The sequence below is a fragment of the Streptomyces sp. NPDC104761 genome (genome assembly GCF_055583445.1).
Window position 1 is genome coordinate 707,865 of record NZ_JBVJNZ010000001.1, and the last position, 12,074, is coordinate 719,938.

A 12,074-nucleotide genomic window follows, 5' to 3' on the forward strand; every position below is an offset into this window, starting at 1 on the left:
CCTCAGGCGAACGCGTTCACGCCCGTCAGCTCCGCCGACAGGTCCCAGAGCCGGGCGGCCTGTTCCGGGTCCACGGCCCAGGCCTTCACGCCGGTCGGCTCGCCCTCCACGGCGGGCTCGGCGACGTCGCAGTCCTCCAGGTACACCCCGCCCAGGTCCGCCAGCTGGGGGGAGGTGGCCGCCCAGGTCTGGGTGGCCGCGCCCTGCTCGGGCGTCTTCAGGCCCGCGACCTCCAGCAGGTTGCCCTGCTCGTCCACCCAGCCGCGCTCGATCTTCTCCGCGAGGGGGATGTGCCGCTGGAGAGGGGTCATGATGCCGCCGGGGTGCAGGGCGAAGGCGCGTACGCCCGCGTCCCGGCCCAGGCGGTCGAGGTGCACGGCGAACAGCACGTTGGCGGTCTTGGCCTGGCCGTACGCCTGCCACTTGTCGTAGCCGCGGCGCCACTGGACGTCGTCCCAGCGCATCCCGGAGAAGTGGTGGGCGCGCGAGGAGACCGACACGACCCGGGCGCCGCCGGGCGCGAGGGCCGGCCAGAGCCGGTTGACGAGGGCGAAGTGCCCGAGGTGGTTGGTGGCGAACTGGGCCTCCCAGCCGGGCCCGACCCGGGTCTCGGGGCAGGCCATGATCCCGGCGCTGTCGATCATGAAGTCGACGGTCCGCCCGGAGGCCAGGAACCGCTCCGCGAAGCCACGCACGCTCTCCAGGTCACCGAGGTCGAGTTCGCCCACCTCGACCCCCTCGAGCCCGGTCAGCGCCTCCCGTGCGGTCTCGGCGCGCCGTGCGGGGACGACGACGTGGGCGCCGGCCCTCGTGAGGGCCCGGGTGGTCTCGAGCCCGATCCCGGAGTAGCCGCCGGTGACGATCGCGAGCCGGCCGCCGAGGTCGAGCCCGGCCAGGACCTCGTCGGCCGTGCTGTCCGCGCCGAAGCCGGAACCGATCTTGTGCTGAGGTGTCGTAGCGCTCATGACCCGAACGCTACGAATTGGAGTGCGCTCGAAGTCAAGCGTGCGCTTCCGTGACGTCGGGCGCAGCCCCGAACAGGGGAAAGCCCCGGTCGCGACGGGGGATTCGCGGCCGGGGCGGTCAGGTGGTGGGCACGGATGGCGGTCGCCTCTCGGCGAAGGGCTCCACAGGGCTTCAGCCGAACGATCGTCCCTGTGGGCTGGAGGTGAGGCCCGGGGACACTGTCCCATCCGCACCCACGGCTGGTTCAACGGACAACCACTCCTGGCTGTTCCGGAGCCACACGTGACGCGTGTCACTCCATGGCCAGCGGGCTGTCCGCCAGCGAACCGAGCAGGTCGGCGGGGTCGGCATAGATCTCCTCCGCCCCGGCGGCCACCAGGTCCGAGCGGGGGATCCCGCCGCACAGCACCCCCACACAGCGCACCCCGGCCTTGGTGCCCGCCCGCATGTCCCAGACCGTGTCCCCGATGAACACCGCCCGGTCCGCCGGCACTCCGGCCAGCTCCAGGGCGTGCTCCACCGGCTCCGGCGCCGGTTTGCCGCGGGCCACGTCGTCGGCGCTCGCGGTGGCGTCGATCGCGTCGTCGGCGTCGATCGCGCGGCGCAGCGCGGCCAGCTCGCGGCCGCTCGCCGAGGTGGCCAGCACCACCCGCCAGCCGTCCCGGTGCAGGCGCCGCAGCAGCTCGCCGGCGCCCGGCAGCGGTGCGAGCCGGTCGAAGAACTGCCCGTACAGCGCGGTGTGCGCGGCGTTGAGAACGTCGTCCTGGCTCTTGTCGCGGTCCTCGCCCAGGAGATGGGCGATCAGGTCCCCCGAGCCGAGCCCGACGGAGTGGTGCACGGCGTTCATGGTGACCTCGTGGCCGGCCTGTCTGAAGGCCTCCCACCAGGTCGTGACGTGCAGGTGGTTGGTGTCGACGAGGGTCCCGTCGACGTCGAACACGGCAGCCCGGTCCATCGCTCGGTGCCCCTTCCTGTGGTACGGCCCCGGAGCACCGGGTACCGCGTCAGGCGCCGGTCACGCGTGCCGGCAGCCTTCCCTCGCGGGTCCAGTCCAGCAGCTCCTCCGCGGACCAGGTGGTCACCACCCGGTCGGCGGGCACCGCGCACTCCTCCGCCCGGGCGCAGCCGAGGATCTGCCAGTCCAGCTGGCCGGGGGCGTGGGCGTCGGTGTCGATCGCGAACAGCACCCCGGCGCCGACGGCCCGGCGCAGCAGCCGGCGGGGCGGGTCGAGCCGCTCGGGGCGGCTGTTGATCTCCACGGCCGTACCGGACTCGGCGCAGGCGGCGAACACCTCGTCCGCGTCGAACTCGGACTCCGGCCGCCCCCGCCCGGTGACCAGGCGGCCCGTGCAGTGGCCGAGGACGTCGGCGTGCGGGTTGCGGACGGCGGCCACCATGCGCCGGGTCATCGAGCGGGCGTCCATCCGCAGCTTGGAGTGGACCGAGACGACCACCACGTCGAGCCGCTCCAGCAGCTCCGGCTCCTGGTCCAGCGAGCCGTCCTCCAGGATGTCGCACTCGATGCCGGTGAGGAGCCGGAACGGCGCCCAGGAGGCGTTGAGCTCCGCCACCACGGCCAGCTGCTCGCGCAGCCGCTCCGGGGACAGCCCGCGTGCCACGGTGAGCCTGGGGGAGTGGTCGGTGAGCACCGCCCAGTCGTGCCCGAGGGCCGCCGCGGTGCGGCCCATCTCCTCGATCGGGCTGCCGCCGTCGGACCAGTCCGAGTGCAGGTGGCAGTCCCCGCGCAACAGCTCCCGCAGCCCGGACCCGGGACCGGTCGCGGGTTTGTCCGCTTCTTCCTCAAGTCTGCGCAAATATCCGGGCAAATCTCCGGCCAGCGCTTCCTGGGCCACCTGGGCGGTCTTCGGGCCCACGCCCCGCAGCGACTCCAGGGTCCCGGCCCGCGCCCGTGCGGCGACCTCGTCGGCGGGCAGGGCGGCCAGAACCCGTGCGGCGGTGCGGAACGCGCGGACCCGGTAGGTGGGCGCCAGCGACCGTTCCAGCAGGAAGGCGATGCGTTCCAGCGCCTCGACGGGATCCATGGCCACCTCCACCGCCAGGGTGACTCAGGCCGGTCACTTCCGCCCCAGGAGATCTACCCTCGATTGCATGACCGAGATAGCGAGCCCGTACATCTCCCAGCCGCGGATCCTGGTGCTCGGGGTCATGACCGGCAAGCCCGGCACCCCGCCCTTCCGCATCGTGGAGATCGACGGAGAGGTGGTCTGCCAGGCGCGCACCGTCACGGACGTGCTGGAGGTGGCCGCGTCCTTCGGGATCCACGTCCACGACCTGGACGACCCGGACGTGGTCCGCTGGGTGGGCGGGGACAAGTTCACCTGGACGCCCCGCCCGGCACGCCGCTAGGGCGCGCTGCGCTCAGCCGACCGTCCACTTCTGGTTGGCGCCGCCCGAGCAGGTCCAGATCTGCAGCCGGGTGCCGTTGGCCGAGTTGTTGCCGGTGACGTCCAGGCACTTGTTCGCCTGTGGGTTCACGATGTCGTGCGCCGAGGACACGGCCCACTTCTGGGCGGCCGTGCCGTTGCAGTCGTAGAGCTGGACGGTCGTGCCGTCCGCCGTGCCGCCGCCGGTGACGTCCAGGCACTTGCCGAGTGCGCGGATGGTGCCGTCGCTGCCGACGGTCCACTGCTGCGCGGCGGTGCCGTTGCAGTCGTAGAGGTCGACGGGCGTGCCGTTGGCGGTGTTCGCCCCGGCCACGTCCACGCACTTGCCGGTCAGGCCTTTGATCGCGACCCCGGTCGCGCTGTCGCTGGTCGTCACCGACACCGAGTCCACGACCAGCTGCGCCGGGAAGGCGGTCGAGCTGTCCGGGTCCCCCGGCCAGTAGCCGCCCACGGCCAGGTTCAGGATCAGGAAGAACGGCTTGTTGAAGGCCCAGGTGTTGCCGCCCACGTCGGCGGGGGTCCGGGTCTCGTAGACGGTGCCGTCGACCGACCACTTGATCGAGTTGGGCGCCCAGTCGACCGCGAAGGTGTGGAAGCCGTCCGCGAAGGCCTGGCCGTTCGGCAGCGAGTAGGCGGCACCTATCCCGTTCGAGCCGGAGTAGCCGGGGCCGTGGATGGTGCCGTGCACGGTCGACGGCTCGTAACCGACGTTCTCCATCACGTCGATCTCACCGGAGTTCGGCCAGCCGACCGACCCGATGTCGGTGCCGAGCATCCAGAAGGCCGGCCACATGCCCTGCCCGCGCGGGATCTTCATCCGCGCCTCGACGTGCCCGTACTGGGCGCTGAACTTCCCGGAGGTGTTCATCCGGGCCGAGGTGTACTGGCAGGTGCCGTACCAGCACTGGTAGTTGGCGGGGTTCTCCTTCTTGGCCGTGATGACCAGGTGACCCTGGCCGTCGAGGGCCGCGTTGTTGGTGCCCGACGTGTAGTACTCGCGCTCGTGGTTGTTGACGTTGTCGCCGGTCTCCAGCGTCCACTTCGAGGAGTCGACCGGCGAACCGGCGGCCCCGTCGAAGTTGTCGGAGAAGGTCACGGCGGCCGCGCTCGCGTCGGCCGCCTCGGCCCGGTGCGCGGGACCGACCGCGACGGACCCGACCAGGGCGGCGGCGGACAGAGCGGCGAAGAGGCATCTGCGGAGCAGTCGTGGGGAGGCCATGGCTCTCCCTTCCGTACGGCGGCCGGTTGCGGGGAGGCATTCGGCCGGAGTGGGGGGTAAGGGTGACGCCTCTTGATTTAAGGAGTGAGATAAGTGACGCGTCAATACATTGGTACGGACCAGTACAGGACGATCTGATGGCTGGTTCCGGACGCCCGCCCGGCCGTCAGGCCTTCCGCTTGCGGGCGTGCACCGCTCGACCGAGCCGGCGGCCCAGCAGCACCCAACCGACCAGCGCCCCCGTGGTGTTGAGGATGACGTCGTCCACGTCGAAGGCCCGGCCGGTGACCAGCGCGCCCTGCGCCATCTCCACCAGCAGCATCACGATCGCGGTGAGCAGCAGCACCCGGAACACGCCCCGGGCGCCGGGCGCGAGCACCGGCACGAGGATCCCGAACGGGACGCCGAGCAGGATGTTGCCGCCGATCTGCTTCACCGCGTCACGGAACGCGGGCTGGTCCAGATAGATCCTGAGCGTGGCGCCGGGGTGCAGATTGGTGTGCGCGATCGACACCGACGCGGGGGACGGATCGAGCGTCAGCTTGGCGAGGACGACCGCGAACGCCACCATCACGACGAAGGCGCACATCATGGCCAGCAGGCGCAGGGGGAGGGGGAGCGGACGGCGCTCGTCGGCGCCGGCCTTGGCGGACGCCTTGCCGGACGCCTTGCCGGGTGCCTTGCCCGGGGCGGTCCTCCTGCCGAAGCCGCGGGCCCAGCCGATGGCGCCCCTGCTCCCCGTGGTGCCCTTCGTGGCCGTGCCGCTGTCCTTCGCCGTGCCGCTCCTCTTGCCGGTGGCCACCGGCTTCGCGGTGCCGCCCTTCTCCGTGGTGGACCCGGCCGCGGTGCGACGGCCCTTCACCAGGCCCGCGGCCCTTTCGAACAGCCCGGCGCTCCTGCCGGGGCTGCTGCCCTTTTCCGACCCCTTGATCGGGTCGCCCTTGGCGGTACGCAGGCGCGAGGCGGCGCTGGCCATCCGGTCCTCCACTCGTGAACTTGGCGGCGTGGTAGCGCTGTTACCCGCGAAGCGCTCCAAGATGCCCGCCTCCCGGCGGCGCCCGGGGCACACCGCCCGTTTCCGTCCACGCTCCCCGGGTACTCCGGCAGCGTTCCCGCGTGCCGCCGCTCCGGCCGCCCGGAGCGGTGCTTGGATAGCAGAAGCGGCGAAGCGGACATCTCGCCCCATGACGGCTCGAGGAGGCGGCGTATGACCATGCGTACGGCGCTCGTCGCCGCGGCCGAGCTGCTGGCATGGTGGGTCGTACTGGCCCTGCTCTGGCTGGTTCTCATCAGCACCGTCGACACCCTGGAGCGGGTCGTCGGCGCGAGCGCGGCGGCCGTCGGCGCCCTGCTGGCCCGCGCCGGGCGGCGGGCGGTGAGCTGGCGGTGAACGGCTGGATCCTCGCGGCGACCGTCCTGCTGGCCGCGGGCGGCGGCGCGGCCCTGTGGGGCGTGGCCACCGGCCCGCTGAGCCGCCGCGTGATCGCCCAGAACCTCTCCACCACGGCGGTCTGCCCCAGCCTGCTGCTCCTCGCCCAGGGCTACGGCCGCACCTCCTACGTCGATCTCGCGCTGCTGCTGGCCCTGCTGGGCCCGGTCGGCACCCTGGTCTTCGCCCGGCTGCTCGCCGACGACCTGGCGGGCGACCGGCCCGCCGCCTGGGGACTGACCTGGACCGCGGCCGCGGTCGGCGCGGTCGTCGTGCTCGTGCTGTGCGCGGTCACCGGACCGGGCCGGGCGATGGTGAAGCTCCTGGTGATCGGGGCCCTGCTGATCGGCGGGAACGTGGTCGCCTCCCGCGCGCTGTCGGGCGGCTTCCGGGGGGTGCGCGGTGGCTGACGCGGTGATCGTCGTCGCGCTGCTGCTGACCGCGGCCTCGGCGACCGCGGCCGTGGCGACCCGCGACCCGGCCCGTCAGGCCCTGGTCCTCGCCGTCCTCGGGCTGCTGCTCGGCGTGGTGTTCACCGTGCTCCAGGCCCCCGACGTCGGCCTGTCGCAGCTCGCCGTCGGCTCCGCGCTCACCCCGCTGCTGATCATGCTGTCGGTCCGCAAGGTGAAGCGGGGCGGGAAGCAGGACGACAAGTGAGCCGGCGGCTGAGGCTCTGGCTCCTGGCCGTCGGCGGGGCGGGACTCGGCACCCTGCTGGTCGCCGCCTGCCTCGACCTGCCCGCCTTCGGCCGGCGCGGCCACCCGTACGGCGAACGGGCGGTGCGCGCCTCCCTCGCCCGGCACACCGCCAACGTCATCTCCTCCGTCAACTTCGACCAGCGGGCCTACGACACGCTCGGCGAGATGAGCATCCTGTTCGCCGCCGTCCTCGGCTGCGTGGTGCTGCTGCGCCAGGCCCGGGACGAGCACCGCGCCGACCCGCTCCCCGCCGAAGTCGCCCGGCCGGTACGCCGGTACGCCTTCCTGGTGGTGCCCGTCGCCCTGGTCACCGGCCTGTACGTGATCGCGCACGGCCAGCTCAGCCCGGGCGGCGGCTTCCAGGGCGGGGTCGTCGCCGCGACCGCACTGCACCTGCTGTACCTCGGCGCCGACTACCGCGCCCTGGAACGCGTCCGCCCGATCGGCGTCTTCGAGGTCACCGACTCCCTCGCCGCCTGCTCCTTCGTGGTGCTGGGCCTCGCCGGGGTGCTGGCCGGCACCGCCTTCCTCGCCAACACCCTGCTGCCGTACGGCACGTTCAACACGCTGTCCTCCGGTGGACTGGTCCCCCTGCTGAACGCGGCCATCGGCATGGAGGTGGCGAGCGCGGTCGTCGTCCTGCTCGCCCGCTTCCTCGACCAGGCCGTCGAGATCGAGGAGGAGAACGGGACGTGAGCCCCGCCGTGATGCACGTCTTCCCCTATCTGGTCGCCGTCTGGATCTTCCTGACGGGCTGCTACGGCCTCGCCACCAGCCGGAACCTGATCCACGCCGTCGGCTGCCTCGCCGTCTGCCAGTCGTCGACGTACGTCCTGCTGCTCGCGGTCGGCTACCGCGACGGCGGCACCGCACCCGTCTTCTCCGACCTCAGGCCCGGCACCCGGCCGCTCGTCGACCCCGTCGTGCAGGCCCTCGCCCTGACCGACGTGGTGGTCGGCGCGACCGTCACCGCGCTGCTGCTGGCGCTGGTCCTGCAGGTCGCCAAGCGGCACGGCACCGTCGATCCCGACGATCTGACGGAGCTGCGCGGCTGATGCACCATCTGCTGCCGCTGCTCGTGGCCGTCCCCTTGCTCGGCGCCACCCTGCTGGTCGCCGGGGGCCGCCGACTGCCCCGGCTCGCGGCCGAGGCCTTCGCCTGCGCGGCCTGCGCGGCGACCTGCGCCCTCGCACTGGTCCTGCTGCTGAACTCCGAGCCGCCGATGACCGAGTGGGTGGGCGGCTGGCGCCCGGTCGGCGGCGAGAGCGTCGGGATCGTCCTGACCGGCGACGGACCTGCCCTCGGCATGGCCGCCCTGGTCTCCCTGCTGACGCTGGCCGCCCTCGCGTACTCCTGGCGCTACTTCGCGGAGCCGCCGAGCCGGCACGCGGGTTCGTACCCGGCCCTGATGCTGGTCTTCCAGGCCGGGATGTGCGGGTTCGCGATCGCGGGCGACCTGTTCAACGCCTTCGTGTTCTTCGAGCTGATGAGCGTCGTCGCCTACGCGCTGACCGGCTACCGCATCGACGAGCCGAAGGCCGTCCAGGGCGCGCTCACCTTCGGCGTGGTCAACTCCCTGGGCGCGTACGCCATGCTGACGGGCATCGGCCTGCTCTACGCCCGCACCGGCGAACTGTCCATGACGAAGATCGGCCGCGGCCTGGACGCGCACGGCCGCCCGGACGCCCTGGTCCTCGCCGCCTTCGTCCTGGTGCTCACCGCGCTGCTGGTCAAGGCGGCCGCCGCCCCCTTCCACTTCTGGCTCCCCGACGCCCACGCGGTGGCCCCCACCCCGGTGTGCATGCTGCTGTCCGGGGTCATGGTCGAACTCGGCGCCTACGGCGTCTGGCGGGTGTACGGCACGGTCTTCGCCGGGCCCGGCGGCATCCCGGCGGCCGACCTGGAGCGGGCGCTGGTCGTCCTCGGGGTGGGCACGGCCGCGCTCGGCGCGTTCATGTGCTGGCACCAGCGGCACATCAAGCGGCTGCTCGCCTTCTCCACGATCGCGCACACCGGCCTGTTCCTCGTCGGCCTGGGTGTCCTCACCCCGGAGGGCGACGCCGGCATCGCCCTGTACCTCCTCGGCCACGCCGGGGTGAAGGCGGCGCTGTTCGCCTGTGCGGGCGTCCTCCTGGACCGCTACGGCAACGTCGACGAACGCGCGCTGCACGGGCGGGCCCGGGAACTGCGCACGGTGGGCGTGCTGTTCGGGCTCGGCGGGCTGGCGCTCGCGGGGCTGCCGCCGTTCGGCACCGGGCTCGGCAAGTCGGTCGCCGAGGAGGCGGTGGGGGCCCCGCTGACCGTGCTCTACGTCGTCGTGTCGGCGGTGACGGCGGGCGCGGTGCTGCGCGTCGCGGCCCGGGTCTTCCTCGGCCTCGGGGACAGGCCGCCGCGGGGTGACGCCTACGAGACCACCGGGTCCGGGGAGGAGCCGGAGACCGAGGACCGGCTCGGCCGGATCCCGGACACGATGACCGTCGTCCCCGCGGTGCTGCTGGCCGGGGCCCTCGCCGTCGGCCTCGCCCCGGGCTTCAGCGGGGTGGTGGCGCGTGCCGTGGCCCGGGCCGGTTCCGGCGGCGCCCCGGCCGCCGCCGTGCACTGGACGGCGGCCGGGGTCCTGCTGGGCTGCCTCTCCACCCTGCTGGCCCTCGGCCTGGCCGCCCTCGCGGTCGCCCGGCCCGGCCTGCTCGTGGCGAGGGGCCGGGCGCTGCCGGTGCGCCGCCTGCAGTCCGGGCACGTCGGGGACTACGTGGCCTGGCTGCTGGTCGGCGCCGCCGCGCTCGGTGCGCTGGCGGCGCCGGGGGTGCTGGGCGGCTGATCACCCGGCGGGTCACCCGGCCGGGTGACCCGCCGTCGATCCGGCCGGTGACCCGGTGCCGGTCAGACCGTCCCGTAGGACACGTGCACCTCCGTGAAGCCGAGGGAGTGCAGCAGGCCCTCCAGCATGCCGGTGGTGTTGGTCTCGGCGCGGGTGGTCAGCCCGCTGTCCTTGGCCGCGTCCGAGATGTGCTTCACCGCGAGCTTCTGCACCGCCTGTTCGCTGTTCGGGTTGTCCGAGAACAGGTCGCCGAGCCGGTCCAGCAGACCGCGCTGCTTGGAGACGGCGTAGGAGTGGTCGGCGTCCAGGGTGGCCTTGCCCAGCTGCGCGTGCGGCAGCCGGATGGTGGCCTCGGTCCGGTCGGCGTTGACCGTCACGTCCCTCTGGGCGATCTTGCCGAGGTCGACGTAGGAGTCGACGGTGCCCGCGCCGACGTACAGGGTGCGGGTGCCGCGGATCGCGCTGGGCAGGTACTTGGCGTCCTTCTCCAGGTCCACGACGACCTGGAAGTTGCCGGAGGCCGCGTCGTAACGGCTCATGTCCTGGATGGACTTGAGCAGCGCCGGGCCGGTGTTGTCGCGGGTCTCCGTGCCGAACAGGTCCTTGATCCCGGGCAGCACCGCCAGTTTGATCCCGGCGAACAGCACCACGAGCACCAGCACCAGCGCGGTGACCAGTTTCGCCCAGCCGGGCATACGCCGGGGCCGGGCCGTGACGGGAGCCTCCTGAGTGGAGCTCGCCTTGCTCTCCTTGGTGGAACTCGCCATGTGACGGTCCTCCTTTCCAACGAGACGAATGCCCGCCAACAGCCTTGCCAGACCGCGTTGTCGGCTGATTGAGACAGCTGGGTCAGGACTGATACACGCGATGCCGGAACGTGCCCCACGGCCGTCGGCCGCCGTCGCGTCCCGAAGGCCGGTCAGGCGCGCCCGGCCAGCTCCGCGATGCGGCGGGCGGTGGGCGAGCCCGGGTCCGCGGTGACGAGGACGACCTCCTGGTCGTCCTCCGGCACCAGCAGGACGTCGCAGTTCAGGCGCAGCCGCCCGAGCTCCGGATGGTCGAGGACCTTGGTGCGGTGGCCGGGGGCGTGCACCGGATGGTTCGCCCAGATCCGCCGGAAGTCCTCGCTCCCGGCGCGCAGGTCGTCCAGCAGGGCGGCCAGTTGCGCGTCGTGCGGATAGCGCTCGGCGGCCCGCCGCAGCCGGGCCACCACGACGTGCCCGGACTCCTCGGCACTGGAGCTCTCGTACATGCGCCCCTCGCCGAGGAAGCGCCGCCGCGCCAGGTTGGTCGTGCCGTGTCCGAGGTCGCCGCCGAACAGCAGCTGGGCGAGGGGGTTCCAGGCCACCAGGCCGTAGGCCGCGTCGGTGACGATCGCGGCGGTGTCCGGAAGCCGTTCCAGCAGGTGGGCCACGTGCGGTCGGACCCGCCGTACCGCCGCGCTGCCGGGCGGCGGTGCGCCGGAGCCGGCCAGCCGGAAGAGGTGGCTGCGCTCGGCGGGGGCCAGCCGCAGCGCCCCGGCCAGGGCGTCCAGGACGCGCGGGGAGGGGCGGGGGCCGCGGGCCTGCTCAAGGCGGATGTAGTAGTCGACCGACATGTGCGCCAGCTCGGCGACCTCCTCGCGGCGCAGCCCGGGGGTGCGACGGTCGGTGCCCGGCGGCAGCCCCACCGTCTGCGGGCGCAGCCCCGCCCGGCGCTCGCGCAGGAAACGGGCCAGTTCCTGCCTCGGCATGCCGTCACCGCCTCCTCGGTCCGCCTGGTACAGACGGTCCCTGGCAGGGCGGACGCGGCCGGGGGACCGTGGCTGTCATGAACGATCGCACAGCACTCGTCACCGGTGCCAACACGGGCATCGGGTTCCATGTCGCCACACTGCTGGCCGAGGAGGGCTTCCAGGTCCACGTCGGTTCCCGGGTCGCCGAGCGCGGTGAGCGGGCCGTGGCAGAGATCGGCGCGAACGCGCGGCTCCTCGTGCTGGACGTCACGGACCCCGGCAGCGTGGCCCGGGCCGCCGCCTCCGTCGGCCGCCTCGACGTCCTGGTCAACAACGCGGGGATCCAGCCGGTGACGGGCACCCCCTCGGAGACCGGCATCGAGGACTTCCGGCAGACGTACGAGACGAACGTCTTCGGCGTCGTCGCGGTCACCAACGCCTTCCTGCCCGCCCTGCGCCGCTCCGCCCACCCGCGCGTCGTGAACGTCTCCAGCGGTACCGCGTCCCTCGCCTGGAGTACCGGGCCCAATCCGCAGTTCGCCCACGGCAGCCCCCGGTCCGCCGCCTACCGCTCCGCCAAGACCGCGCTGAACGCGCTGACCGTCCTGTACGCCCAGGAGCTGGCCGAGGCCGGGATCAAGGTGAACGCCCTGGCCCCCGGACGGCGGGCCACCGGCCTCGTGCCCGGTGCGGCCGTCGGGGGCGGCGATCCGGCCGAGGGCGCGCGGGGGGCCGTGCGGCTGGCACTGCTGCCCGACGACGGTCCCACCGGCGGGTTCTTCTCCTGGGACGGCACACCGGTGCCGTGGTGAGAGCGGCAGTCCG

General features: G+C 73.1%; 15 protein-coding genes. 8 read left to right on the forward strand and 7 right to left on the reverse strand.

Translation table 11 applies throughout. The features are described 5' to 3' along the window. Nucleotides 1-2: 2 nt before the first annotated feature. From ACZ63F_RS03275 to ACZ63F_RS03285, 3 genes are all read right to left on the reverse strand, one after another. The gene (locus ACZ63F_RS03275; protein WP_469708197.1) at nt 3-965 is read right to left on the reverse strand and encodes an SDR family NAD(P)-dependent oxidoreductase; all 963 of its coding nucleotides are present in this window, start codon (nt 963-965) and stop codon (nt 3-5) included. Between the two features lie 293 nt (nt 966-1,258). Beyond that, complete coding sequence (locus tag ACZ63F_RS03280; protein ID WP_469708199.1) at nt 1,259-1,921, reverse strand: HAD family hydrolase; 663 nt, start codon at nt 1,919-1,921, stop codon at nt 1,259-1,261. 49 nt (nt 1,922-1,970) lie between these two features. Next, nucleotides 1,971-3,008: a PHP domain-containing protein gene (locus ACZ63F_RS03285; protein ID WP_469708201.1), complete on the reverse strand. Its 1,038-nt coding sequence runs from the start codon at nt 3,006-3,008 to the stop codon at nt 1,971-1,973. Between the two features lie 67 nt (nt 3,009-3,075). On the opposite strand from ACZ63F_RS03285, the gene ACZ63F_RS03290 reads away from it, so the two are divergent. Next, nucleotides 3,076-3,333 (forward strand): hypothetical protein, encoded by a 258-nt coding sequence (locus ACZ63F_RS03290; protein ID WP_469708203.1) that lies wholly within the window; start codon nt 3,076-3,078, stop codon nt 3,331-3,333. A 12-nt stretch (nt 3,334-3,345) separates the two neighbouring features. Here ACZ63F_RS03290 and ACZ63F_RS03295 read toward each other — a convergent pair whose 3' ends face one another. Together ACZ63F_RS03295 and ACZ63F_RS03300 are read right to left on the reverse strand one after the other, a co-directional pair. Then, nucleotides 3,346-4,590, reverse strand: a complete 1,245-nt coding sequence (locus ACZ63F_RS03295; RefSeq protein WP_469708205.1) for a ricin-type beta-trefoil lectin domain protein — start codon at nt 4,588-4,590, stop codon at nt 3,346-3,348. Nucleotides 4,591-4,756: 166 nt separating this feature from the next. Continuing rightward, complete coding sequence (locus ACZ63F_RS03300) at nt 4,757-5,314, reverse strand: VanZ family protein (RefSeq protein WP_469709309.1); 558 nt, start codon at nt 5,312-5,314, stop codon at nt 4,757-4,759. A gap of 483 nt (nt 5,315-5,797) precedes the next feature. Here ACZ63F_RS03300 and ACZ63F_RS03305 point away from each other — a divergent pair, with 483 nt between their 5' ends. Genes ACZ63F_RS03305 through ACZ63F_RS03330 form a run of 6 tightly spaced genes read left to right on the forward strand, consistent with a single transcriptional unit; the run spans nt 5,798 to nt 9,535 of the window. Continuing rightward, a complete protein-coding gene (locus ACZ63F_RS03305; protein WP_469708207.1) occupies nt 5,798-5,980 on the forward strand; it encodes a hypothetical protein in 183 nt (60 codons plus the stop codon). Then, nucleotides 5,977-6,429 carry an MrpF/PhaF family protein gene (locus ACZ63F_RS03310; RefSeq protein ID WP_469708209.1) on the forward strand — a complete coding sequence of 151 codons (453 nt, stop codon included), beginning with the start codon at nt 5,977-5,979 and terminating at the stop codon, nt 6,427-6,429. The genes ACZ63F_RS03305 and ACZ63F_RS03310 overlap by 4 nt, the downstream gene beginning before the upstream one ends. Next, nucleotides 6,422-6,676 carry a Na(+)/H(+) antiporter subunit B gene (locus tag ACZ63F_RS03315; RefSeq protein ID WP_352366605.1) on the forward strand — a complete coding sequence of 85 codons (255 nt, stop codon included), beginning with the start codon at nt 6,422-6,424 and terminating at the stop codon, nt 6,674-6,676. The genes ACZ63F_RS03310 and ACZ63F_RS03315 overlap by 8 nt, the downstream gene beginning before the upstream one ends. Beyond that, nucleotides 6,673-7,413 (forward strand): MnhB domain-containing protein, encoded by a 741-nt coding sequence (locus ACZ63F_RS03320; RefSeq protein WP_469708212.1) that lies wholly within the window; start codon nt 6,673-6,675, stop codon nt 7,411-7,413. The genes ACZ63F_RS03315 and ACZ63F_RS03320 overlap by 4 nt, the downstream gene beginning before the upstream one ends. 11 nt (nt 7,414-7,424) lie before the next feature. Then, complete coding sequence (locus tag ACZ63F_RS03325) at nt 7,425-7,772, forward strand: NADH-quinone oxidoreductase subunit K (protein WP_469709312.1); 348 nt, start codon at nt 7,425-7,427, stop codon at nt 7,770-7,772. Then, nucleotides 7,772-9,535, forward strand: a complete 1,764-nt coding sequence (locus tag ACZ63F_RS03330; RefSeq protein ID WP_469708214.1) for a complex I subunit 5 family protein — start codon at nt 7,772-7,774, stop codon at nt 9,533-9,535. The genes ACZ63F_RS03325 and ACZ63F_RS03330 overlap by 1 nt, the downstream gene beginning before the upstream one ends. Before the next feature lie 62 nt (nt 9,536-9,597). Here ACZ63F_RS03330 and ACZ63F_RS03335 read toward each other — a convergent pair whose 3' ends face one another. Next, a complete protein-coding gene (locus ACZ63F_RS03335) occupies nt 9,598-10,230 on the reverse strand; it encodes a DUF4230 domain-containing protein (RefSeq protein ID WP_352366637.1) in 633 nt (210 codons plus the stop codon). A 224-nt stretch (nt 10,231-10,454) separates the two neighbouring features. Beyond that, nucleotides 10,455-11,267, reverse strand: a complete 813-nt coding sequence (locus ACZ63F_RS03340) for a helix-turn-helix transcriptional regulator (protein ID WP_469708216.1) — start codon at nt 11,265-11,267, stop codon at nt 10,455-10,457. 77 nt (nt 11,268-11,344) lie between these two features. On the opposite strand from ACZ63F_RS03340, the gene ACZ63F_RS03345 reads away from it, so the two are divergent. Beyond that, complete coding sequence (locus ACZ63F_RS03345) at nt 11,345-12,061, forward strand: SDR family oxidoreductase (protein WP_469708218.1); 717 nt, start codon at nt 11,345-11,347, stop codon at nt 12,059-12,061. Nucleotides 12,062-12,074 lie beyond the last annotated feature (13 nt).